A 24,403-nucleotide genomic window follows, 5' to 3' on the forward strand; every position below is an offset into this window, starting at 1 on the left:
CTGAGAAGTGCGCAAACAAAAAACGGCTGCCGAAGCAACCGCTGTTGAACTATTATTTGCGTTTCCCAAAGAAAAGCTGACTCACTCGTTTAGAGAAGTCTTCTATTCCGAAACTTGCCGTATCAATCCGGTTATACCAATTCGTTATCGTTTCCAAGATCCATAGAGGCACCTGTACCTCGCTGATCAGGGGATAAAAATGTTTGTAGGTCCAAACCAAGTGCTCCCACCGACTGTCGTTTCCTTCCTTGATATATTCCGATACATCAAGAACTTTCCCTCTGCCTTCTTGCAAAAGAACATTTTTCAAATGAATATCCCTGGGGTTCAGCCCCAGACTACGGACAAACTCTCGGGCGTGTTCCACATCTTGTATGACTTGCTCCGGAACATGGACGCCTTGCAACAGACAATCATATAAGGTAATGCCTTGTTCGAAACTCAATACCAAATAATTAGGTCCGGATCCGTAACAGTGGGCGAAATACGGCGATCCTTCCAAGCGTTTGTATATTTCGGCTTCCGCTTCCTTCTTCTCCAATGACTGAGCGGAATAGACTTTAAACGCGTAATCAGGAGTGTTCGGGTAATAGAAGACCGCCGCATCCGTGCCGATGCCGATGCAGCGCAAATCGTCCGAAAAACCAATGACGGAAACAGGCTTATTGTTCTCATGTCCCACGACCTCAATATCCCTCAATGCTTCCTCAACTTGTTTCCAGTCAGCTACCATACCGATCTTCCCCTTCTACTTTTTGAATCGATGAATCCCTACTATCATTCTTCCCTTCAATTTTAAAAGAATTCCCTTTAGAAGCTTTAACTTCTGTATTCTTCACCAATCTCCTGGTTTATCAAACTAATCTTAATATCTTTATATGTAAAAGCCCACCTTCCCGCAGCGAGCACGGAAAGATGAGCCTCGAATCAAACCTTAATAGAAATAATCGTAACCGCCGTATCCGCCATATCCGTCATAATAACCGCCGTAACCGCCAAAGCCTGTGAATAGACCAATTGCGAGTAAATCGAACAGTAACAAGGGGAGAAGAAATTTCACTTTTACTGTTTTGCCTTTTTCCTGCGTAAGGATCACACGGTTCCCTTGAATTTGCGACAGTGTCCCTGTAACTACGGTTCCGTCTTTCTTAACCGCATAGATCTTCTTACCGTAATACTTTGAAATCTGTTGTTTGCTGACAGCCATTCGTCATTCCTCCCTCTCAACAGCTTGACTACTCTATTACTCTATTCAAGTCCATCGGAGGATGTTTGGGATTTTCATAGAATTGCAAAGTCTAAATTGCATAATAGGCTTTATAAGCTGCTGCGCGCTGTCAATTTCGCCGCCCGCCTCTTGCTCATCGCGAATGAGATCAGCCCCATCACCAGCCCCATCGCTGTTAATAAGCCGGCCATCCACGGATGATAGAGAACAGTCCCATTCGCATTGGCTAATGCGCCTCCAACGCCCGCTCCGGTTGCTAATCCTAAATGGATGAATGAGATGTTCAAGCTGAGCACGAGATTCGAAGACTGCGGTGCCAGTTGGACGAAGTACGTGTTCATTGACGGAGCGGTTACGAACATGCCAAAGACCCAAACCGTAAAAATCAACAAGCTGAGTATAAGCGAGCCATGTACGGCCGGCAGCAGGGACAGAGCGATCGTACGCAATGCCAACGCGAAAGCTAACAACCGCACCGCCCCCCACTTATCTATACCGACACCGCCCAATCTAGAGCCAATCAAACCGAAGAGGCCGAACAGCAACATAATCATGCTGATGTCCGCTGCTTGCAAATGTAGGATTTTCTGAAAATAAAGCGTCAGATACGTGTATATCACGGAATCTCCGGCGCTCGAGAAGAAGGATAGCAGCATCGCGCTGACGATTACCGTATTCTTGAGCACCGCAAACTGCTTTCGGAGCGGAGCCGGCGCATCGCCTTCAATGTTCGGTAATAAGCGAGCGAGCCCTAGGAGTACGAATAAACCAATGATACCCATGAGGAGGAAAATCAATTTCCAGCTCCACTCGCCTGCTATCGCGATCCCAGCGGGAACACCCAGCACCATCGCACCGCTGAATGCGAAAGCTAACAATCCCATAGCACGGCCGATTTTGTCCGCGGAAACTATTTTCGCTACCGAGCTCAATGCAACAACACAGAATACGCCTGCACTTAATCCCAAGATGGCTCGCGCGAGGAGCAGCACGGCATAAGTTGAACTCAGAAATGCCGCCGAGCATCCGATGATAAAGACAGCTAATGAAATCAGCAGCATTCTCTTGCGTGCAACGCGTGAAGTAAGGGCAATTACAATCGGAGTACCGATACCATAAGCCAGCGAATAGGCTGTAATTAATTGCCCGGCGAGGGCGACGGAGATATTCATATCTGCTGCAATAACAGACAGTATGCCGGATACGACGAGCTCTGCCGTCGCTACGAGGAAAGCGCCGAAAGCCAACAGGTACATATTCAATCGGTTCATTAGTCTTCATTCCTTTGCTGGTAATCCGTGGGAAAACCGGTTGAATTGATTATAATGAACCCCCTATAATTATGTAAGAAGGCAATTTTTTTGGACATTGTCCAGTCATTTGGATCAACTAACCATTTGGTAAGTGAGGGGTTGCAAAGATGAATATGGCATCTAATAACGACAACAGCACTCCGCATATATGCGAAGTGCTGCAAATTCTCGGGGATAAATGGGGGTTTCTGGTGATCTCCGAGCTCTCTAAGGGACCCAGAAGATTCAAGCAGCTGCTCCGCGACGCCGGCGTAATCAAGACCCAATCGCTGACGAATACGCTGCGCCATCTGGAGAAGACCGGCATCGTGCTCAGGGAAGTTTTCCCTACCGTCCCCGTGAGCGTGGAATATTCGCTGACCGATAAAGGAACCGATTTTCAAGCCGTGCTGCTGGAGCTTGATAAATGGGCGAACAAATGGGCAAAGCCGTGACCTAGTTGCCGTACACTTCAAAATCATAAATCGAATACGCATATGTGGTCCCCCGAACGGTGCCGGACATTCTTACGTATTTGGCATACGTCGATGCGAAGGGAATGTTCGATACCCCGCCTGTTCCGGTAGTCGTCGAATATTTATCCGTCCACGTGCTGCCGTCGGGGGATGTCTGGATTTTGAAGCTGCTGGCATAGGCCGTTTCCCATCTGATGATGGCCCGCGCTACCGATTGCGAGGAGCCAAGATCGACATAGATCCACTGCGGATCACTGGTTGCGGATTCCCATCTCGTTGCCTTCATCAGCGTTTTCGAGTGTTATAACTGTTCGTACTCCAGAAAAGGATCGCCAATTTCGATGCGATACGCCTCGGCATCACTCGCCCCTACATAGAGGTCAGCAAGACCGTTCGGCTTCCTTACAATCCCCCCGCTAAAAATAACATCCGTCAGATCAGGCCTCTTGGCTGCGCCTTCCGGAAAGATGGACCGTCTTGCAATGATTTTCATCGGCGTTTTCTCAAACGTCTCCGGATGAATGGCGAACGTCATCGCTTGATAATGTCTGTCTTCGCCTTCGAAGGAAGCAATATGCCCCAGTACGCCTACTAAACCATTGGAGAGCAGATGCGGCTCGTTCGCTCCGCCCCACTCCAGTTCCAAGAACTGGTCTTGAAATACAGGCGCATCCGCAATTCGTTCTGCCGTAATGTCTTCCAGCTCCGCACATTTGAAGAAGCCGATCTTGCCTCGGCCGCCCTTCTCGCCCTGCGGTCTCGTTAGTACGCCGATTTCGCCGTTTGCCAATTCAATCAGGCGCACATCCTTCATATGATCCGGTCCCGTCAAGAACAGCGCCAAGCTTGCGATATCCTGCCCCCGATAAAATTCCGTTACCCACGAGATGATTTTGTCCGGGTCAGCCGGATCCATCACGAGCTTAACGCCACCGAAAATCAGCTCCCCCTTAATATGGGTGAAGAACGGATCTTGCAGTCGGTACGGCGCATGGGAAGGATGCGGAACCCACGAATCGCCGCGCTGATGGAAGAAAACGACTTCGGAGAGCTCGGTTTCGCGGCTCTCGACGCGTCCCGCGATGATGGGTTCGCCTTTATCTAAGAACGGGGCAGAAATATTGTAAACGTCCCGTGGACCGACGCCTACAAATTGAAGCCGAACCCCGGGCTGAATCCCCTTCGGCTGCTGTTCGAACTGCTCCAGCAATTCCGCGCAGCTCTGCGCCGTTGTATGTTGGTGTAACATCAACATTCGTTGTACCTCCTGAATGGGTATGAAGAGAGCTACTCCTCGTAAGGCGGCGTCCGGTAGCCTCCGGCATAAGTCGAATCCGGTTTGGCGAAGTCGCCCAGAATGCCGCGGCGCAGAGGCGTCGTCCGATTCATAAGCTCGGCGTCATTCTCGAACCGATCGGAATAACGGAGCCACGGCGGACTGTAAATGTAATGCATCGTGTACCGGTCATAGTCGTGGTTATGCTCGTGCGAACGATGCCACACCGCGTTATGAAACACCAATGCCGAACCTGCCGGTGCACAGACCACATGACGCAGCGGACATTCCTCCGTGCCCTTCCGAACACTATCCGGCATAGGGACACGGCTGCGGTGGCTGCCCGGAATCATTTCCATATTTCCTTTGCCCGGCTCGCTTTGGTCCGTCAGCAAGTACGATACTCGGAGCTGAAGAAGCGGAATCGGATGCCCTAACAGCTTAAAATCAAATGCGCTCGATCCATCCTGATGCCAGCCGCCATGCGTACCGCCTGCAGGCTGAACCGTGCACCATGCGGATTGAAGAATGACATTATCGGAGCCGTATAATCCTCGTACCTTAGGCATCGCTGCAGGGTGGTCAATCAACCGTTCCAATGCCGGTTCGCTGGCGTAGCCTTCGCCGACCTGATGGGACACTTTCTTCGGCTGATCGGCATGCAGACGCTGCGAGGCTTCCAGACAAGCGGCAACCTCTTCCGGACTCAGTACGTTCGGAATGACAAAATACCCCCATGATTCAAACATAAATCGGTCAAGCTCCGTAAATTCGCCCGGTTTGACGACGGGATCCAGCATTTCGATTTCCTCCTTTGGAGAGCTCAGAGCTCCGCTTCATTAATGACAAACAAACAGGCTCCCAAGGAATTGAGAGCCTATTCGCCTTTTCATGCGATTTACTTATGTTATTGACCTTCGTATGGATTTGTTTTCAAGAACTCGTTAAATTGTCTTTCTACTTCAGCGACGACCTTCTGGTACCCTGCTTTATCGAGTGCCTTCTGGATTTTAGTCAGATTACCTGCTGCATCATCCACTACGCCATGACCGATTGTGTAAAGCTGCGTGCGAACCTCGCTTACTTTCGCAACTTCTGTCTTCACGCTGTCAGGCACGAAGCTAAAGCCGGCATTCGGCATCTTGTAGAAGAAGTTTGTATCGCCCATGTTGTTCAGCATCGTTACAATGTTATCCGGCGTCTTGCTGTCATAACGAACCATCGTTGGGTTCCAAGTAAGCGTGAAGCCCGGGAAGTTATAGTTCGTTGCTGCATCAACCGTTGCCGGGTAGGAGTACTTTGTATCGCCTTCCGCCTGCCAGTGCTTGCCTGCAATACCGAACTCGAACAAGTCATGATTCTCCGGGCTAGCAAACAACCAATCAAAGAATGCGAGTGTGCGGTCAACGTTCTTGGAGTTTGCAGGAATAGCCGCGAAGTTCCACGCTTTAAAGTCGCTTCCCACTGCTTTCGCCGTTCCATCCATAAGGCCCGGTGTAATGACGTATGCACCGATCTTCGCGCCCGGAATGGACGTTTCGAGCTGCTGGCTTTCCGAAGAGTAAATATCAAGCGTACGGAATACCGATGCCGCCTTGCCGGACATAAATTGGCCATCCGGATCCTTCTGTGCCAGGATATCCTTCTCCAAGTAACCTTTCTTGTACCATTCGCGAACCATTTTGAACCCTTTCAGCGGATCCATTGTATTCATCGGCTCAGGAAGCAGCTTCAAGAATTCCGGATCACTGTAGCCGTCGATTGTTTTTGCTGCATAAGCCGTTCCGTCCGGCTTAATGGCGACGCTGACGCTGGTACCGCCCATGTTCACCATGTAGTTATGCTTTGATGTAAGCGGCTGCGTCATCGTGAGCAGCAAATCGGAAACGTAATCCGTGCTGCCGTTAAACGTAAACGGAACAATCCCTTTGTCATTGGCAAGCACTGCATCGTAGAACTTCTCCAAGTCAGCAAGTGACTTAATCTCCCCGATGCCATATTTATCAGCCATGTCTTTGCGGTAGTAGATGGTTGCGCCGCCGCTGAAAGCATGCGTAAACGGAATGCCATATACATGCGAGCTGCCTGTTTTGTCTGCGAAGCTGTTGTTCTTGAGATATTCCGGCGTAAAAGCTTTCTTCAGGCCCGGGTATTTATCATTATTGAAGTAAGAGTCCAAATTGACGAGTTGATCCTTCGAAATCATCGCGCTGATGTTCGGATTCGTCCACTGCGCCGTAAATACGCTGTCCACTTGCTCGCCGGCTGCCAGCTTCAAGGAAACCTTTTGGCCGATGTCATCAAATGTCGTGAAGTTAAAATGAATCTTGGTGTTCAGCGTATCTTTCGTTTCTTCGTAGAACTTGTCGAGCACGGCTTCCAGATCGTTGACGTTAGCGGTTGGAGAAGGCATGTAGAATTCAAGCGTCACTTCTTCGGGAGCCGTGCTTTCGGTTGTTTCTGCTGCGTTGGAAGTATTGTTGGTTGCCGCCGTATTCGTCTCGGCTGCCTTGTTCGTGGTGTTTGCGGCCTTATTGGCGTTATCCTCCGAATTGTTGCCTGAACAACCTGCCAATGCTGAAAGAGACAATGTCGCTGCAACAAGAAGCGCCGCGTTTTTATGCAACTTTTTTCTCATTTGTATACCCCTCTCGATCTGATTGGAACGCTATATGCTAACCGGCCTCCCGGTAATAGCCCGAACGAACGCCTTTATGAATCCGGTCAAGCCCCTCTTATCCTTTGACAGCCCCGACAGTTAAGCCCTTGATAAAATACTTCTGCAGGAAGGGATAGAGTAAAACAATTGGACCGATCGATACCATCGCTGTCGCTACTCGAATGCCGATGGTCGGCACCGTTGCGCCGCCAAGTGCCGCCCTTGCCGCTGAGCTTAGTGAGGAGTTCAGGAACTCCGCCTGCTGCTGCAGCCGCATGATCAAGTATTGAAGCGTAAACAGCTTCTGGTCATCGATGAAGAGGAGAACACGGAACCATTCGTTCCAATACCCCATCGCCGAGAATAAACCGATGGTTGCGAGAATTGGCGCCGATAATGGCAGAATGATTTTGAAATAGATATAGATTTCGCTTGCCCCATCGATCTTCGCCGATTCGGACAATGCCTCCGGGAGAGAAGAGAAGTAATTCTTCATCAGGAAAACGTTGAAGCCGTTCAAGGCACCGGGGATGATCAGCACCCAAATGTTATTATGCAAATGCAGCATGCGAGTCGTTAGAATGTACGTCGGGACCAAACCACCATTGAACACCATCGTTACATAGGTGAAAAATGTAATCCGATGCCGGTACTTCAAGGTGCTGACCGTCAGAGGGTAAGCCAGCGAGCTCGTAAGGAATAGCGTCAGTATAACGCCGCCGATGGTCGTGATGATGGTAACGGAATAAGCGCGGTAAACACTCTGCGTCCCCGTGAAAATCAGCTTGTATGCGGTCAGATCGAACTGCGATATCCACAAGCTGTAGCCATTACGAATCAGCTCCAGTTCATTGGTGAACGATGCGGCAAGTGTGATCCATAGCGGCAGCATACAGATGAGCGCGAATCCGATGATCGTTATGTAGAAGACGGTAAGCAGCGTCCGGTCACCCAGTGTCTTGTGGTGCATGGCGATTCCTCCTTTCAAGGCTGGCGCTTAGAACAGTGCCGAATCCTTCGATAGCTTGCGTGTGATGCCATTAGCAGAGAGTACGAGGATGAAGCCGACGACAGCTTGGAAGAGGCCGACTGCCGATGACATCCCGATATCGTTGTTCATGCGAAGTGCGCGGTACACGTAGGTATCAATGACATCTGTAGTCGGTCTCAGAACCGGGTTATCGCCCACAAGTGCATAGATCATGCCAAAGTCTCCATAGAAAATACCGCCGATCGACAAGATGAACAGCATCAGTGTAGTTGTCTTCAACATTGGCAAAGTAATGCGGGTAATCGATTGAAACCGGTTGGCCCCGTCAATGCGAGCCGCCTCATACATCTCTTGATCCAGACCGCTAATGGTTGCCAAGTAGATGACGGTGCCGAAGCCAACGCCTTTCCACAGTCGAAGCATGACCAGGATGAACGGCCACCATGATGCGTCCTGATAGTAATTGACAGGTTCCATTCCGAATAATCCGAGAACATGATTGATGACACCCGCATCCGTGGAGAAGAGCGCGATCGAGAAGATCGAGATTACCGTCCACGAAATAAAGTTCGGCAGAAACATAAAGGACTGCGCAATCTTCTTCACCGTCTTGCTGCCGATTTCATTAAGACCAATCGCCATAAACATCTGAACAGCGAGCCCTGTTATGATGAACAAGATGTTCAGATAGATCGTATTAATCGTGACCGTAATCCAATCGTTGGAGGTAAAGAAGAACTTGAAGTTCATCAACCCTACGAACTCACTCTTCAGTCCATACAGTCCTGCCATCGGATTGTAATCCACGAATGCCATGTACAGCCCGGCCATCGGCAAGTAATTGAACACGATGAGAAACAGAATACCGGGTAAAGTGAGCAAGTACAGATACCTGTTCTTCATGATCTCTCGCAAGAACGTATCTTTCTTCTTTCTCTCAGCCGGTGGCTCCGACTGCGTTTGCCGCTCAAGCGTTAGGGGAGCTGGCATGGTTGTTCCTCCTCTGGTCTATCATTTATGTACACTCATAGTTGATTGTTCAGCTGCTTAAGCCCAAGGTTGGCTCTAATTGCTTCTATTGTTACCTCTGCGTAACCGATCGAGGTATCGCTTGCCCCGTAATAGATTTTCGCCAGACCATCCTCATGCAGAGCCCCGCAAGGGAAGACGACATTCCCGAAAAATCCTTCCCGCTCATAGTCCGTCTCCGGCTCCATGATGGGCTCCACGCTGCGTGCAATGACTTTCCATGGCTCATGCTTATCCAGCAGCAGCGCCCCGATGCAGTAGCGGTTGGACTTATCGGCACCGTGATAAATTTCGAGCCAGCCCTCTTCGATTTCGAACGGGACTGCGCTTGCTCCGATTCGGCCGTCGTCCCAGAAACCAGGCCTTACGCCGATTAGGTGACGATGGTTGCCCCATTGCTTGAGATCGCTGGATTCCGCAATCCACATCTCCGGTTGACCGTAATGGGAGCAAGATGGACGGTGAAGCGCATAGTAGCTGCCGCCGATCGAGGCCGGGAAGATTGCAACGTCTTTGTTATCGGGGTGAAAAATGTTTCCTTCTCTCGTAAAGGTAGTGAAATCTTCGGTTGTAATCATGGAGGTGCAAATACCCAATTCAGAAATTGCAGAGTAGGTGATGTAATAGATGTTTTCTATTAATGTAATGCGAGGATCTTCGATGCCATAGCTCTCATACGGACCGCTGGGAAGAAGTGTAGGTTCGGAATCGATCGTGAATTGAATGCCGTCTGTGCTCCGCGCTATTCTTAAATGCGACATAGACGTTAAGTAATTTCGTTCAGGTGTGCGAATGACTCTTACATCAGAGAAATCGTACTCCGGCTTGCGTTCAATCTCATGCAGTACGATACGGTCTTCGGAAGGATGATACAGGGGGACTACGTAAACCTCGGGATTATCGTTAATCGGACGTTCAGCAACGCGGAGCAGCAGGATCGTTTCATCCAGATAGCGGGTAACTCCTGCATTGAATACTCCGATGACCTCCATATTCGGATTGGAAGCGTTAACATTTTGAGGTTGAATAATAGGATTACTCGGTGACCGCCTCGGTTTCGTCAAGGGCACTCTCTCCTGTTCATTACTTCTCTATTTGTTTCGCTAGGTATTTATTACCTTATGTAAGCGATTATAAATTAGGTTATTATTTCCTGTCAACGGTTAAAATAAAGTTATTCCATTCATCACCAAGAGTGACTGCAAACAGCTGGAAATAACGTTTAAACCCAGTAATTACGCGGGTTTTCACGAAGTAAAGTAATGTTGAAAACCAACTTTATTGTAACTTTATGCTGAAATTCCGAAAAGTCACCTGGAAACTTATAACTTTACAATTGACTTGTTAAGTAACTTTTTATACTATCTAGTTAGCAGTCAAAATGACATTATTAGGGGAAATTCGCATGCAGGTGGGTAAAGTTACGCTAGACACCATTGCCGCGCAGCTCGGTATTACGAAAGTGAGCGTATCTAAAGCTCTGAATAACCAACCGGGTGTCAGCGAAGAGTTAAAGCGACGTATCGTTCAATCTGCCCGTGAGCTGGGATATATCAAGAAGGGGAACGTCAAACCTGCTGCTGCAGTCTCCAAACTGGGACTCATTGTACCCAAGCGATTCTTTCTGGAGTCGGATAACTTCTATACGAAAATCTATTATTATACCAATCAGGAATGCGCTAAGAAGGATATCAGCTTATCCTTATATGTGCTTGATCCCGAGCAGGAGAAGAGTGCTTCGCTTCCGCTCTCGCTCGTTCAAGATCAGAGCGATCTGGATGGACTGTTCGTAGCAGGAGAGGTAGAAGCAGACTACATGAAGATGCTGCTGGACTGTCCATTTCCCGTTGTAGTCATTGATTTCTACAAGGCAGGGATGACGCTGGATTGCATATTGGCGGATAACTATCAAGCCGGCTATACCGTAACGAACTACCTGATCCAGAACGGACATACGCGGATCGGTTTCGTTGGCAATCCTCAATTCACAACCAGCGTGATGGACCGCTACTGCGGTTATATTAAAGCTCTTACCTATCATCAGCTTGAGATTAATCCGAGCTGGCGAATCGTAAATAATGATATCAACAATTCCTATGTCATGGACTTCCAGCTTCCGGCTGAGCTTCCAACCGCATTCGTATGTCACTGTGATATGGCTGCCTACAAGCTGCTGCTCAAGCTGCAGAAGGAAGGCATATCCGTGCCTGACGAAGTATCTCTTATCAGCTTTGACAACACGGACCTTAGCCAGAGTGTAACTCCAGCGCTGACTTCCATGAATATCAGCAAACATGATTTTGCGACCGAAGCCGTTCACCGCATGCTGTGGCGCATTAAGCATGACAGTGCGCATAGCAAGACGACGTATCTGCAGAGCAAGTTAATAGAACGAGATTCGGTTAAACGGATGTAAATGCAATGATGTCCATAAACGCAGGAAGGCTGCCTGAGCAAATTTGCTCGGCAGCCTTCCTGTGTTCATGGCTTTAGTTCTATGTGTGAAGCTTATTCGCCTTCCAGTCGGTCACTCCGATATCTTCAATGATACCAATCGTTAACTATTGGATGACATCCGCCGGCGGCAATGTAAGGTGGACGGCATCTATTTCATTTTGCCCATGAATCAGTGCATGCGCAATTCTATGCCCCCCATCAATTAGCTGTCCGTCTGAACATAATAATATGGGGTACTCCATGTTTGCATTGATAATCCGCTGACAGTGAAGAGCGACATTGCGTATAGATGGAATTGGTGTATTCCTGCTGCCCGTAAACCAACAATCCTGATCAAGCTCCTTGATGGAATCAAGCTGGATTCTCTGAACGGGTAAGTTCTTCGATAACGCCCACAGTTTCTCCACATCCCATACATGTCGCCTGCCGTCGATTATCCTTCCGTGTTTATGCTTCATACTTGAAAGTAACTCTTCCATCATGATCACCTCGGTTTTTTGATTATGGATGAGCCGTCGTCATAGGAGACTTCGCTTGACTCTTATCTCACGGCAATATACATTGGTTCTATTGTCATACTCGATGGAGGACTTATGCCTAAAATACGCCAACTCAATACACATGCAGACTTCGAAAGAATGCGAATATTCACTCGTCCAATCGTCATATTCCAAGAAGGCGAACTTCTGGGCTCAGGCGTCATCATTCAATCCCATGATGAAACTATAGTTACATCTACCACAAACGAGCAGTATAGGAAGGCGACTTGTCAATTTTACTATGGTTCCAAATAACTTACCATTCGTTCAGCCACCCGATTGCAGCATCGAGTTGGATAGCGCAACAGGCCGCCAATAATGGCAGCCTGTTTTTGTTGTGCTAGATTTATAAAAGACCGAATTCGGCTAGACCTATCACGCTTCGCTCGGATACTTAAGTCCCCATGGCTCTCGGATCCGGTCAAGCGTCTCCATGATACGCACAGTCTCGTCGACAGTCAAGACTTCGCTCTCCTTGCGGCCCTCGCGCAGGCACTGCATCGCCTCGATCGCCTGATAGAAGTGGCCGGACGGCTCGAGCTCGTGCTTGAAGACGACAGGCTCCTCCCCGTTCACATGCAGCGTCGCGGCCTTGGCGAATAGGAATCTCGGAATTTCGATCCGCCCCTTCGTGCCATAGATAACGGCCTCGTTGGTCATCGACAGTCGTACCGAACTGTGCAGAGAGGCGGTGCGGCCGCCGCTGTATTCGAACAGCAGCGAGAACTGCTCATCCACGCCTGTCTCGCCGATCAAGACGGAGCTTGAGATCGTGGAAGGCTGCTCTCCGCCGTACACCATCGACGCGAACGAAACCGGATAGATTCCGGCGTCGAGCAGTGTGCCGCCGCCCTTTTCCTTGTTCAGCAGCCGACCTTCGGGATTCCAGCCTGCGTCGAAGCCGAACTCTGCCTTCACGATGCGCACGTCGCCGATCACGCCGCTGTCCAGCCACTCCCTCACCTTGGCGATCGCAGGTAGATACCGCGTCCACATCGCTTCCATTAGGAACAGCCCCTTCTGATGGGCCAAGTCCGCAATCTCCTTAGCCTCGGCAGCGTTGATCGTGAACGGCTTCTCGCAGAGCACGGACTTGCCGCCGCGCAGCAGCGTCAGCGCGTTCTCTTTGTGAATCGGATGCAGCGTGCCAACGTAGACGATCTCGACGTCCGGATCAGCTGCGAGCTCCTCGCAGCTGCCATATGCGCGCTGGATGCCGAATTTATCGGCGAATGCCTGCGCCTTCTCGAGCGAGCGTCCCGCGACGGCGACTAGCTCAGCGCCCGGCGCGTGCGGTAGTTCCGTAGCAAAGTTGTCCGAGATGCCTCCCGGCCCCATGATGCCCCATTTCACGATGCGTTGTTCCGTCATAAGTAAAGTCCCCTTTTCCTCTCAGATAACTCCACCTTAACCGATTCGAAGACGATTGCAAAGCGTTTCTATCAAAGTTAACGAACATTCATTATTGTTGTTAATTGAACCTTCGTGCCACGTGTTTAATAGTTGATAAAAGGCAGCTGACCTCATTAGTGAGCAGCCGTCGCGGCTCGGTTGAGTACTCGTGCTCGTTAGCGGAACAGGCTGCCGGTTATATCGGCAGCCTGTTCGTTGTTTTGCTATAGTGTCTGTTAGTTCTTAGTCGAACTGAACATAGATTAGCTTCTACCCAGCCCTCTATCAGCCTCTAATTGAAGTTGCATGGTCTTAGGTCCCCTATATTCTTGTGCAACCCCAAGAATTGTTTTGTCGTTATTATTTTCTTTTTTTCTTCTCAATTACTTTTGTTATTTCATTCACTTCTGGTCTTCCAGGTAAGTACTCAAGGATTAAACTTTCGTCATCGTTGTAAATGATAGTCACTTCTTTAAGAGCATTTATATTTGAAGAAAGTACAGACGCTTCCTTTAACTTTCTATGATTAAAGTAGGTATAAATCAAAAATACCAAAGAACTATTGTTAAAAATAATAAAAGAGTTCTTCCACTCTTTATAGGTTCCCTTGGTCAAATATCCTGTTTGGATAAGCTTTATTTTTTTGTTTGCTATTTGAATGCTTACCGCCAATAATGTTATTCCAGCAAGTAAAAACGCTACTGCTATCGGTAAAACCTCTATATCCTTGAATATTGAATGAATTAGAGCAAATATACCAACACATATTACTAGCATACTACTAGATGCGAATCTGGATCTAAATCGGATTGAAAATTGGATTGATTTGGAGACGGTTCTCATTATTTTACCTTCCTGACACTTGAGTTGTATAAGTTCAACTCTACAATGAATTGAATAGATCTACGAATGGCTAGAAGGAATAAATATATTTAATAACTCGTTCAATTGATGGAAACAGCCCCGCTCAATAAGAACAACTAGCACTTCATTACCGGTATCCGCGAAGAAGAATCTTTTAGAACTGCCGCTCGCAGCAAGCAATTCAGAAAAGATTTTAAAGATTTCGAGACTTAGCCAGTCGCCCTGTACGGAAAGCGAATAGTGAAAATTCATCCCATTAGCGATAAAAGCGATCCATGACTCACTGGATTCGATATCCACATAATCCTGAATATTGGTAATGGTTATTGCCGGTCCCACCATAACTGAAATCCGTTTTAATGCTCGAATATAATCCCCGTGATCCTCAATACATTCACGATCGAAGCACCAGACGTCATTAGTCGGGTATAGATCACTGTTAGATTCAACACCCTCTCTTTCCCGACCTATACTCATTAAGAGATGAATATACGGGCGTTCCTCATATTCTTGGATCTCGAGATCTAAGATGTCCCTGATTTCTATATTTCTTTTAATTGTAATGCCTACTCTTTCTAAGTTTACAAGCTGCTCTCCAATTGAAATTCGGACTTGCGAAGGTTTTTTTTCTTGTAATTTGTCTTTGCGCTTAAAAAAATTAAACATGACTATAAATCCCTCCAAGTTACAGCTCAATGTCATTAACATCATTCTGTTTGACCCAGTTTGGAATATGATGCCCAAAATATTTTGTTATCTTCTCAGCCTCTTTTAGAACAGCGTTTATTCCTGCCTCGCTGTAATACCAGTTGGTTCTGCTAATACGACTTTCATCCGGTTTTACTCTAAAACTTACTGTTGGCGGGAAAACAGTCTGGTATGTCATCAACGCCCTCCTAGCAAAAAAGGATTTGCATACAATGACTGCGTTCTTAACACTTAGTTGACTCTCATTTATTACATTCCAAGAATTTCTGGCATTATCAAATGTATTTCTCGCTTGGTCTTCCCTAAGTATTGCACTTTCAGGCACACCAAGAGATAAACCTATTCTCTTCAGGTGCTCCCATTCTGTTATCTCAATTTTCGAGTTAAACCCACCAGAAGGTATTATGTAGGGCGCAATCCCAGCATGATATAATTCTGATGCCATCTCCATTGGTTTTACATGACTCCCACCAGGCACTAAGATAACATCGGATGAAACTATTTCTTCTTCCTCAACAAACACAAGATCGGTTATGCAGTCAAAAGGGTATTTCAAGAAAATGCCTCCTAAATAAATAACTCCTTTACTAAACCACATCGGTAATTTGCTGTGCCACCGACACTATGCTCCAAAGTACATAAAACTATCATTCTCCGTTAGTTGAATGCAACTCACTTATATTCTATGCTAAGCATCATAATATTAAAGAAACGTGCTCTGTTACCTAAGGGAGTGAATACATGTTATTAATTGCAGCTGGTGTTGTAAGTGCATCCGGTGCGGATTATAGAATCGTCCTGCTCATATTAATAGTGATTCTCATAATAGGAATTATTCAATTATTAGTAAAGAAAAAGTAGTATAGGCTTCCATTATTATCGGGCAGCTTTGTTCTACTTTTCTTTTTAAGTTATAGTCTCCCGTTAGCTTAACGAAGGCTACCGAATCAAAATGCCGGTAGCCTTCGTTGTTGTTTATTGAACTAACGTGCCCGTTAGTTGAATGAGATCACTTACCTCCACTCAAAAAATTAGGATAATGGTACCAAATAAATTCAAACCAAGGTGGCGCTACATCAGTAAAATGTCCCCAACTCCCAGGCAAGTCCCCAGGATAATTACTTTTTATCTCGGAAAAATATCCTAGAACAAACTGTTCCTTTATCAAACCGTTCATAATTCTACTCAACGTTTGTGTATATTCTCTCGGCTCTTGAATTTTATCTGGAGACTTAGAACGATCATACACCCAATCTTGATCTGGATAAGATGTGAGCGTTTCATCTTTATACGGATTTCTTAATATATAACCAGTACCATTCCAATCCTCGTGTGAAAGTCCAGAGAAGAACGGATTAGCGCACATGAGATGATAAAATCCGCCTGCTTTAATTATTCGAGATACCTCATGAAAAACAACTCGTGAATCAGGAACAAATGTAAGCGAGTAGGGATGCCAGATGACATCAAATGAATCATCTGCAAAGCAAGATAAGTCGCGCATATCACCTTGATAAACATTAACATCTACTCCATAATGCTCAGCAGCTGCCTTATCTCGCTCTAATTGCGTATGTGAAATGTCCAGTACCGAAACATTAGCTCCAAGCAAAGCAAATGCCGCTGACTGCTGTCCACCTCCACTTGCCAAACAAAGTATGTTCTTTCCTGTCAGTTCATCCATAATACCCATTCGATCAAGACCTAAAAAATCACGAGCAGACTCTTTATTAAGATCAAGATACGGACGAGTGAAAAGGGCATCTGATTTTGCCAACGACTCCCATCTTGCTTGATTAAATAAATACACCTCGTCTTTCATCTTTTAACCTCCTATTTTTATATTTATTGTAATCGCCCTGAATCAAATAATGTTGCAATGAGCTGTTAAGCTATTCTGCCTGTTAACATAACGAAGACTGCAGTTATGAAGCCGGCAGCCTCTGATGTTTATTGAGCTATATCCGTCCGTAAGATGATCAACTGTGTTTGCTTTTTAAATACTTGTTCATTGTAAAGCAAATTAAACTTATCGTTAGAGATACCTTTAGTAAAATTGAAGCTTGCTCATGAGTTATATGAAAAAAAACCATGAATGTAACAGTGTCAGTTCCACTATCTAATTGAGAATAGTAATAGACTGCAAGAATAGATACATAAATCATCAAATGCGATATTACTGATAAAAATGCAGCTATTAATTTCTCGCTATTAAACGTTACTCCAATCAGTATCGTTAAGCAAAACAAGACAATTAGCCCAATTATAAAAGTCATCGAACATTTCAACACCTTTGTTCCAGATGATGGGTTTACTGGATATCACTATAACGCATGATGGAGACCAAAGTTGCGCTAAACTACCCATTACTTCAACGAATAAGGAGCAGCTGCCACTGGCAAACTGCTCCTTATTCGTTCAGCTATCGTCTCCCGTTAGCTCAATGACTTCAACCAGCATAGTCGTACTTCATTCGCTTGAGATACATGCCAGCTCAATTCCCTCTCTTACAGATCTGACAAGTGTTTCATCATTGGATTCTATAATTAGTTCGGAAAGATGAACAAAACCTTGTCCTTGTATCTTTTCAGTTGGAACAATTTTATATCCCTTTCTATAACTCCATAATATACCTACTAATTTCAAACCCTTTACTGCTCGTGTATAAGATTTGTACCCCATTAATCTACCCATGACTGTTTCATTTGCCTTTGTATCCGTAGATTCAATGGAATAACACTTGGAAAATGAATCCATTAACTTTTCTTTAAGGTCATTATCCGTGAATCCGGATTCTAATTTATTGATATAATCTATCTCCGCTACACCATACTTTTTAGATTTACCTGTTGACACTAAATACAATTGATTCTGACCATCAATATATACATTTACTTCTTTGTACTTTAAATATGGAAAAAGAAAATATTTCATGAGATTTTTCTCCAAGTTCTTTAGTATATCGACTTTAGCAAATTCATCTTGAAATATTCGCGAAAACATTGCGCAATCCTGCCCGTTAACGTGATAAAGCCGCCGATCTTATCGGCAGCTTCATCATAGTATTTATATTGAACTATCGTTCTCCGTTAACGTAATCGAGTGTTTTCACTTGTTTTTGTTATTTCTAAAAATACCGACTGCTAATCCGACTACAATTCCAAATGAAGTTCCATATACAATTCCAAGACCTACATTACCGAATACTGCTCCAAATGCGACACCAAAAGCGGAACCAAAAGCGGCACCTAAAGCAATTCCAAGGCCTATGAAAGAACCATTTCCGTCATCTTTCATTTTCAAATAATCACTCCGCTTCTTCATTTCATTCCAAAGCTTTACTGCTGTGACAGTTTCGCCTCATACAACGACCTTACAAAAGATGTAGGTATAACTCAATACGTTGCCAACTACTTAAGGTTTCGCTACATTATTCTGCCCGTTACTTCAATAAACAAAAAGAGACCCGCTGCAACGGGCTGCGGGTCTAAAGTGCTCATCGAGTATAGGCGAATGCCGTTTCACTCCTCAATGAAACAACCATACCCTATCCCGAGAAACCAAACTCATGAAAGGAGATCCTCCATGAAAATTCCAATCAGCGGTTTCATTTTCGATTCCGGTGAAGATGATTCTCTTCACGCCCACAAGCTCTTTATCACTTCATGGGACGGCAACCCTCGTCAAGTTCATATTCATTCGTTGTCCGGGATGACCACTGTGAACGACGGACACTCGCACCAATACGTGAATTGGACCGCTCCCTCTCCTACCGGTGTCCCTCATGTTCACAGCTATAATACAGTCACGTTTGTGAGCCAAGGCCACACCCATACGTTACAAGGAACTACAGGTCCAGCGGTTCCCCTTCCTAACGGGGGACACTACCATCAGTTTGAAGGCTTTACGACGGTCGATGGCCGCAACCCGCATTCTCATGGCTACAACGGGCAAACAGGCGTAGACGTCAGTAGCATGTAAGCATTACAAGTTCATTACCTCAACTAGAAAAGCCGAGAAGCACGGCTTTTTTTGCATCTCCCTTCCTGTAACGAAAAAGCAGCCGAGCATTCTAGCCAGCTGCTTCAGAGTTTTGATTTATCCTCTCTATCCTATATGTTGAAAAAGGCGCCTTAATAGGCGCCTCGATTATTCTTATGATGCTTCCGTATAACGTTTGAAACTATCCATAATCGCTTGCCAGCCCGCCTGTTGGAATTCAACGGGGTGAGTGCTCTCCGGGTCGAAGATTTCAACGACCTTAGTGGCCTCGCCTTGATCGACGAACGCAATATCCACTTTCCGTCCGTCTCCCAATGTGTAGGCAATCGTCTCATGCAGCTTCACTTCGTCGTAAATTCCGCTAAAATCAAAACCCATGCTGCCATCCTTCGCTTCCATCCTTGTCAGGAATTCGCCTCCGGCCCGCAAGTCGTTCTCCGCTCTTGGCGCATGCCATCCCTCGGAAGGTTGATTCCACTTCGTAATGTGGTCAGGCTCGGTCCAATAGCTCCATACTTTTGCTACAGGGGCTTGAACGACGGTCTCTACGGTTACTTTTGTTGGATTGCTTGTTTCCATTGTGAAGGACACCTCTTTACGGGAATTTTGTTCTCACTAATATAGACGAACGCCAATCTCCGAATTCATCGGTCTATTTGTTCCGGAAGCCCTAATCGGGAAAATAATTTTGCATTTATGAAATTTTGAACATGGAAGATCCGATTATCTTTCTCTTCAATCACGTGAATGCCCCAAGGCACCAGGACGGATGCCTCCTTACCTGGCACATACTGCGCCAGAGCGGGATAACCACCATTCACTGTAGTTGGCAAAAATTTGGACCCCTCGCAATGCCAGCGCGTAAGCGCAAAAAACGCGGACAAATCTTCTTGCCCGCTTATCCACATGGCGAAAGGCGGCATGGACATACAACCTTCCTCATGGAACAACGACACAAGCGCTTGGATATCGAATTGCTCAAACGCTTCCACATACCGCGAGAGAAGATTTTGGTCGGGATTGACATCCATCTTGCTAAATTCGTCGGAGCGAAGCCGCGTTCGGTCCATCGTCTCCCTGGCGCGTTGCAAGGCGCTGTTCGCCGCTGCCGGCGACATTCCCAATGTTTCCGCAATTTGTTTCGAAGACCATTCAAAGACATCCCTCAGAATAAGAACCGCGCGTTGACGAGGCGGCAAGGTTTGCAAGAGTGCGATAAAGCAGAACTGAAGGGTATCCTTGCGAACGAGAGCATCTTCCGGATTTTCTCCGAATTCAGGTGAGGGCCAAATCCAGGACGAATCTGGCAGCGTTTCGTTCGGTTCGACAATCTTGACTGCCGGATCGGACAGGTCAACGGGAAGTGTACGGCGCTTCGCTTGCCTCAGCTTGTCCAGGCATAAGTTCGACGCTATGCGGTAGATCCATGTTTTAATAGATGAGTCCTGTCTGAAACGATCCCAGCTCTGCCATGCCCGAATATAGGTTTCCTGTACAGCATCGTCCGCATCATCAATGGATCCCAACATTCGATAACAATACGAGGTTAACCCCGGCTTGTAGCTCTCAAATAACTTCATATCAAAAGCGGCTTCGTTCATCTTCGCCTCCTAAGGTCGATCTACTTGAAACGTCCTCCATCCATCATATTCGAATCATCCGGCAGCCACAAGGCGAAACGGCTACGCCGCCTGTCGTTAGTTGAGAAAACGGCAACCTTAGCATTCCTTTAGTTAAATCCGGTTTGTTAAATAAGAATTTCTTGCCGAACTTATCAATGTACACTACTATCATAACAGTGCAATACTAAAGGTGGTGACTTCCTTGAAGTTAGAGAGATTAATATCAATTATCTATATGCTGCTTAATAATGATGTGGTATCTGCATCTGAATTGTCGTGCAAGTACGGTGTTTCGCAAAGAACAATTTACAGGGACATTGAGGCGATCTGTGCGGCGGGCATTCCTGTTGTCTCCTACCAAGGCGTAAACGGTGGGTATGGAATCATGAAGGAATACAAGATGGATAAAAGCCTACTCAGCTCCGACGATATTGCCTCCTTAATCACCTTGCTCAAGTCCACGACAACCGTATTTGAAGATGTGCGGGCACATGATACGATACAACGACTGAAGACCGTTCAGACTGAGAACAGCAGAGCTCCGAGCCTGACGATGGATCTCGGCAGTTGGAGATCCTATACTTCCCATCTCCGTACGCTGCACTCTGCCATTAATGCCCGCCAGCTTGTCCACTTTCATTATATGAATGCCAAGGACGAACGTCAGGATCGCATAGTCGAGCCCGTCAGTCTTCTGCTAAAATACGACGCCTGGTATTTGTATGGCTACTGCCGCTCCAGGGACGATTATCGGGTGTTCAAATTAACGAGAATGTCGAAGCTTGCTGTCTTACCGGAATTGTTCGAGCGACATCATAATATCCACACCGAGGATATTTTATCCGGCGGCGGCAAGAATCAGGAGCAAACCGAATATGCCGTCATTCATTTCACTGCTGGTTCGCTTGCAACTGTGTTGGATGAATTTTATTTGGATGAGAAGCAGTTTAAAGAAGACGGTTCTCTGTTGTTAACAATTGTTAAGGCAATTGACACAGATTGGCTAATTGAGAAATTGCTCAGTTTTGGCGAGGACGCAGTTGTACTTGAACCTCAATCACTCAGGCAAAAGATAAAAGATAAAATTGGGAAAATGTTAAATCGCTATGAAGAAGTGTGACACTATGCTGTCATACTTCTTTTTTTATAATAAAACCGTTCGATCGATCACCATTTATTTTAAAGGGAAGTGATTTAGTTGTTAGATCATTCTTTTTTTTATGAAGAACAGACTAGACTAAGAAATTGGGAGCTTAAAAAAATCGATAAACATGCTTGGAAGTATTATCGGATTGAACAGAAGACGCCTAAGCTACCTCTGTTTCATATGATTTCGTTGCTGGCTTTCATTCAAAAGCGGAAATTATAAAAACTTTAATCGGAGATAAAGTATGTGGACTTTATCGCCGGCATCAGTAGCCAATAATAGAAGAGTCCGTGATGTGAACTGACACCTGCTCCTTGCAGGTGTCAGTTTTTCGTTGGAAAAAAGGCTGAATGGGGAAAAACCGTTCATTGATAGCGAGCCAACATCTCCGAGAGCCTCCGCCGAATCGAGTCCTTTAATTCTGCCGGTTCTTCCAATTCAGCTTCATTTCCTAGTCCGATGAAGAAATCCGTGTAAAAAGAAATGTCTCCACGCGACACTTTATTATCGATTGTCCCGCTTCCGTCTTCGCGCACGCGGAGCAGAGGAGCGAGCCACAATTCGGATTCGCACCGCTGGACACCGGCTCTGCTCAGCTCCGCGCGAAGGCGTATCGGCTCTCTCGGCTCCGCTGACGCACGACGGCTAAGGCTTACATCGCCCAGATCGAGCGGCGCAGTGCCGGATTCGTCATAAGCCGCCTCGCCAATTCGGTCGCATCTGAACACGCGCAAACCCTGGCGCAGGAAACAATAAGCCGTACAATACCAAAAACCGTTGTTCGCGTAAATACAGACCGGCTGAATCCGGCGACTGCTCTCCCCTTCTTCCTTCGACTCGTATTTGACTGAGAGTACCTTCCGGTGTACGGCAGCGTCAAGAAGAGTGGCCAAGCAGGGCGCGTCTCCCCGCCTTGTCGGTGTAATGAAGTCGACCCGGTTTTTCATGCCGTCGATCCGATCCCGGACGTCCCCGGGCATATGAAGGTAGAACTTGCTCAGCGCCGAGGCGGATTCCGCTTCGAACGGCAACGAGGAGTAATGGCGCAGGGCATGCACCGCAAAGAACATCGCCACGGCCTCTTCCTCCGTGAAAGCGATCGGAGGCAGCACCCGCTCCCTTACAACCTGATACCCCCCATGCGGCCCTACTTCCGAGTAGAGCGGTACCCCCAGCTCGCTAAGCTCCTGCAAATCCCTTAGAATCGTGCGTTTGGAGACACCGAATTCGTCGGCAAGCTCCTGAACTTTGAACCGCCGCTTCCGGTTAACGGTCATCATCATTTCCATCAATCTTTTGGACTTGGACATCCTGACCACCTTCTTAGCAATGTTTAAATAATTACAATGACATGTTCTGTCACCATTATGTTTTACAATCATGACAGAAAGCATCACTAATCTATAGGAGTGATCAACAGTGAGTAAGTATACCGTACTCTTCTTTCTCATCATGTTCATGATCGGAACCGATACGTTCATGATCTCTCCCTTGCTCCCGACGCTGCAAGTGAAATTCGGCGTGTCGACGGGGAGCGCCGGATGGATGCTTGGCGCCTACACGTTAAGCTCGGCCGTCTTCGCCCTAATCGCCGGGCCACTGTCCGACGGCTGGAACCGGAGAACCGTTCTGCTTTGCGGCTTACTCGGATTCTCCTTTTCGACGGCTCTATGCGGATTCGCGGATAGTTTCTGGACGATGTGCCTGTTCCGTTTCCTTGCGGGCATTAGCGCGGCGTTTACTGCACCGCAGGTGTGGGCTTCCATCCCCACCGTCGTATCTCCGGCCAAAATAGCGAAGACAATGGGCATTGCCTTTTCGGGAATCGCCGCATCCCAAGCGCTCGGCGTGCCGATCGGAAGCTGGCTTGCAACCTCGAACTGGTCCGTTCCGTTCTGGACGATCGGATTCGCTTCGCTGCTGCTCGTCGTCTGCGCTTTCTTCTTGCTGCCCGACATGAAACCAAGCGCGACCATGGGGGAGCGGACGTCGATTCTTAGGCGGTATGTCCCGCTGATCACAAGCGGCAAGGCAAGGAGCGGTTTCGTCGCCTACCTGCTCCTTCACTTAGCTGTCGGCACCTCGTTCGCTTTCGTCGGTAAATGGATGGCCGATACCTTCGCGCTTTCAGTCGGGCAGATCGGTACCGTGGTGATCTTCCTCGGCTTTGGCAATCTGTTCGGAAGCATGATCAGTTCTTATTTCTCTCGAAAACTGGGCAATACGAATACGATTGCCACGGGAATGCTGCTGCTCGTAGCATTGTACGCGGTCGTGCCCCAGCTAACTAGCGTCACATCCGTGAGAATCGTCTATCTGATCATTTTCACAACTCTCGGAATCGTCTTCCCGATCATTATAGGTGTACTCACTTCGCTCAACGCTTCCATCCGAGGAACAATTTCCAGTCTGACCAACTCGACGATGAACGGCGCTAACACACTCGGCGCTTGGGTTGCCGGCTTGCTCTATGTCCAGTTCGGCGGCTATTCGTCGATAGGCATGTTCTCCGCGGTATGTATGGCGCTCTCGCTTGGAACGCTCCTGTTAGGCGGCGTTTTCGGGAGGAAAACGGTTCGTTCAGACACGGAGTCCGCCTCTGCTTCTTAAGCCAATAGGAATTCGATCGCTAGGCTCGTCTATTGGAAGCGAAAAGAAAGGGGATCCTAAGAATAGATGCCCTTAAATTGTAGAGAAACCTACGGTTTATACGTCAGGTTT

Annotated in this window: 26 protein-coding genes; 5 read left to right on the forward strand and 21 right to left on the reverse strand. The window is 47.1% G+C overall.

Translation table 11 applies throughout. The features are described 5' to 3' along the window. Positions 1-52: 52 nt before the first annotated feature. The 3 genes from BM412_RS20565 to BM412_RS20575 all read right to left on the reverse strand — a co-directional run bounded on the left by BM412_RS20565 (position 53) and on the right by BM412_RS20575 (position 2,499). On the reverse strand, positions 53-733 hold the full coding sequence (locus tag BM412_RS20565; RefSeq protein ID WP_091222526.1) for a serine/threonine protein kinase: 681 nt from the start codon (positions 731-733) through the stop codon (positions 53-55). A gap of 201 nt (positions 734-934) precedes the next feature. After that, a complete protein-coding gene (locus tag BM412_RS20570; RefSeq protein WP_091222528.1) occupies positions 935-1,207 on the reverse strand; it encodes a 50S ribosomal protein L33 in 273 nt (90 codons plus the stop codon). Between the two features lie 110 nt (positions 1,208-1,317). After that, a complete protein-coding gene (locus BM412_RS20575; RefSeq protein WP_091222530.1) occupies positions 1,318-2,499 on the reverse strand; it encodes an MFS transporter in 1,182 nt (393 codons plus the stop codon). Positions 2,500-2,648: 149 nt separating this feature from the next. On the opposite strand from BM412_RS20575, the gene BM412_RS20580 reads away from it, so the two are divergent. After that, positions 2,649-2,975 (forward strand): winged helix-turn-helix transcriptional regulator, encoded by a 327-nt coding sequence (locus BM412_RS20580; RefSeq protein WP_091222532.1) that lies wholly within the window; start codon positions 2,649-2,651, stop codon positions 2,973-2,975. A gap of 1 nt (position 2,976) precedes the next feature. Here BM412_RS20580 and BM412_RS20585 read toward each other — a convergent pair whose 3' ends face one another. The 7 genes from BM412_RS20585 to BM412_RS20615 form a co-directional block, all read right to left on the reverse strand. Then, positions 2,977-3,282: a discoidin domain-containing protein gene (locus BM412_RS20585; RefSeq protein WP_091222535.1), complete on the reverse strand. Its 306-nt coding sequence runs from the start codon at positions 3,280-3,282 to the stop codon at positions 2,977-2,979. Positions 3,283-3,297: 15 nt separating this feature from the next. Further along, positions 3,298-4,245: a DUF1861 family protein gene (locus BM412_RS20590; RefSeq protein WP_091223005.1), complete on the reverse strand. Its 948-nt coding sequence runs from the start codon at positions 4,243-4,245 to the stop codon at positions 3,298-3,300. A 38-nt stretch (positions 4,246-4,283) separates the two neighbouring features. After that, positions 4,284-5,072 carry a phytanoyl-CoA dioxygenase family protein gene (locus BM412_RS20595; RefSeq protein ID WP_091222538.1) on the reverse strand — a complete coding sequence of 263 codons (789 nt, stop codon included), beginning with the start codon at positions 5,070-5,072 and terminating at the stop codon, positions 4,284-4,286. A 107-nt stretch (positions 5,073-5,179) separates the two neighbouring features. Next, positions 5,180-6,910: an ABC transporter substrate-binding protein gene (locus BM412_RS20600; RefSeq protein ID WP_091222540.1), complete on the reverse strand. Its 1,731-nt coding sequence runs from the start codon at positions 6,908-6,910 to the stop codon at positions 5,180-5,182. Between the two features lie 97 nt (positions 6,911-7,007). Continuing rightward, complete coding sequence (locus BM412_RS20605) at positions 7,008-7,901, reverse strand: carbohydrate ABC transporter permease (RefSeq protein ID WP_091222543.1); 894 nt, start codon at positions 7,899-7,901, stop codon at positions 7,008-7,010. A gap of 27 nt (positions 7,902-7,928) precedes the next feature. Next, positions 7,929-8,912, reverse strand: a complete 984-nt coding sequence (locus tag BM412_RS20610; RefSeq protein WP_091222544.1) for an ABC transporter permease — start codon at positions 8,910-8,912, stop codon at positions 7,929-7,931. Positions 8,913-8,947: 35 nt separating this feature from the next. Continuing rightward, positions 8,948-10,015: a glycoside hydrolase family 130 protein gene (locus BM412_RS20615; protein WP_256256476.1), complete on the reverse strand. Its 1,068-nt coding sequence runs from the start codon at positions 10,013-10,015 to the stop codon at positions 8,948-8,950. Between the two features lie 341 nt (positions 10,016-10,356). Between BM412_RS20615 and BM412_RS20620 the strand changes: the two genes are divergently transcribed. After that, positions 10,357-11,367 (forward strand): LacI family DNA-binding transcriptional regulator, encoded by a 1,011-nt coding sequence (locus BM412_RS20620; RefSeq protein ID WP_177245966.1) that lies wholly within the window; start codon positions 10,357-10,359, stop codon positions 11,365-11,367. A gap of 145 nt (positions 11,368-11,512) precedes the next feature. Here BM412_RS20620 and BM412_RS20625 read toward each other — a convergent pair whose 3' ends face one another. The 8 genes from BM412_RS20625 to BM412_RS20665 all read right to left on the reverse strand — a co-directional run bounded on the left by BM412_RS20625 (position 11,513) and on the right by BM412_RS20665 (position 18,208). Beyond that, positions 11,513-11,866 carry a chromosome partitioning protein ParB gene (locus BM412_RS20625; RefSeq protein WP_177245967.1) on the reverse strand — a complete coding sequence of 118 codons (354 nt, stop codon included), beginning with the start codon at positions 11,864-11,866 and terminating at the stop codon, positions 11,513-11,515. A gap of 456 nt (positions 11,867-12,322) precedes the next feature. After that, positions 12,323-13,318 carry a Gfo/Idh/MocA family protein gene (locus tag BM412_RS20635; protein WP_091222554.1) on the reverse strand — a complete coding sequence of 332 codons (996 nt, stop codon included), beginning with the start codon at positions 13,316-13,318 and terminating at the stop codon, positions 12,323-12,325. Between the two features lie 381 nt (positions 13,319-13,699). Beyond that, on the reverse strand, positions 13,700-14,116 hold the full coding sequence (locus BM412_RS20640; RefSeq protein WP_143111669.1) for a hypothetical protein: 417 nt from the start codon (positions 14,114-14,116) through the stop codon (positions 13,700-13,702). A gap of 126 nt (positions 14,117-14,242) precedes the next feature. Beyond that, complete coding sequence (locus tag BM412_RS20645; protein ID WP_091222559.1) at positions 14,243-14,869, reverse strand: hypothetical protein; 627 nt, start codon at positions 14,867-14,869, stop codon at positions 14,243-14,245. 19 nt (positions 14,870-14,888) lie between these two features. After that, positions 14,889-15,467, reverse strand: a complete 579-nt coding sequence (locus BM412_RS20650; RefSeq protein ID WP_091222562.1) for a YdcF family protein — start codon at positions 15,465-15,467, stop codon at positions 14,889-14,891. A gap of 453 nt (positions 15,468-15,920) precedes the next feature. Further along, entirely contained in the window at positions 15,921-16,733 is an 813-nt protein-coding gene (locus BM412_RS20655) for a class I SAM-dependent methyltransferase (protein WP_091222565.1), read from the reverse strand. A 647-nt stretch (positions 16,734-17,380) separates the two neighbouring features. After that, complete coding sequence (locus BM412_RS20660) at positions 17,381-17,845, reverse strand: hypothetical protein (protein ID WP_143111670.1); 465 nt, start codon at positions 17,843-17,845, stop codon at positions 17,381-17,383. Positions 17,846-18,019: 174 nt separating this feature from the next. Further along, positions 18,020-18,208 carry a hypothetical protein gene (locus BM412_RS20665; protein ID WP_091222570.1) on the reverse strand — a complete coding sequence of 63 codons (189 nt, stop codon included), beginning with the start codon at positions 18,206-18,208 and terminating at the stop codon, positions 18,020-18,022. A 288-nt stretch (positions 18,209-18,496) separates the two neighbouring features. Here BM412_RS20665 and BM412_RS20670 point away from each other — a divergent pair, with 288 nt between their 5' ends. Beyond that, positions 18,497-18,892, forward strand: coding sequence for a YmaF family protein (locus BM412_RS20670; RefSeq protein WP_091222573.1), 396 nt, complete (start codon positions 18,497-18,499; stop codon positions 18,890-18,892). A gap of 174 nt (positions 18,893-19,066) precedes the next feature. Here the strand turns inward: BM412_RS20670 and BM412_RS20675 are convergent, their stop codons facing one another. Next, the gene (locus BM412_RS20675; RefSeq protein WP_091222576.1) at positions 19,067-19,492 is read right to left on the reverse strand and encodes an SRPBCC family protein; all 426 of its coding nucleotides are present in this window, start codon (positions 19,490-19,492) and stop codon (positions 19,067-19,069) included. Positions 19,493-19,557: 65 nt separating this feature from the next. Beyond that, complete coding sequence (locus BM412_RS20680; protein ID WP_091222579.1) at positions 19,558-20,514, reverse strand: sigma-70 family RNA polymerase sigma factor; 957 nt, start codon at positions 20,512-20,514, stop codon at positions 19,558-19,560. Between the two features lie 223 nt (positions 20,515-20,737). On the opposite strand from BM412_RS20680, the gene BM412_RS20685 reads away from it, so the two are divergent. Beyond that, positions 20,738-21,655: a helix-turn-helix transcriptional regulator gene (locus BM412_RS20685; RefSeq protein WP_091222581.1), complete on the forward strand. Its 918-nt coding sequence runs from the start codon at positions 20,738-20,740 to the stop codon at positions 21,653-21,655. 392 nt (positions 21,656-22,047) lie between these two features. On the opposite strand, the gene BM412_RS20690 is transcribed toward BM412_RS20685, so the two are convergent. Beyond that, positions 22,048-22,992, reverse strand: a complete 945-nt coding sequence (locus BM412_RS20690) for a helix-turn-helix transcriptional regulator (RefSeq protein ID WP_091222584.1) — start codon at positions 22,990-22,992, stop codon at positions 22,048-22,050. Between the two features lie 109 nt (positions 22,993-23,101). On the opposite strand from BM412_RS20690, the gene BM412_RS20695 reads away from it, so the two are divergent. Continuing rightward, positions 23,102-24,292: an MFS transporter gene (locus BM412_RS20695; protein ID WP_091222587.1), complete on the forward strand. Its 1,191-nt coding sequence runs from the start codon at positions 23,102-23,104 to the stop codon at positions 24,290-24,292. The last annotated feature ends 111 nt before the right edge of the window (positions 24,293-24,403 follow it).

The sequence above is a fragment of the Paenibacillus sp. BC26 genome, from assembly GCF_900116125.1.
In the GTDB taxonomy this organism is placed as follows: domain Bacteria; phylum Bacillota; class Bacilli; order Paenibacillales; family Paenibacillaceae; genus Paenibacillus_Z; species Paenibacillus_Z lignilyticus.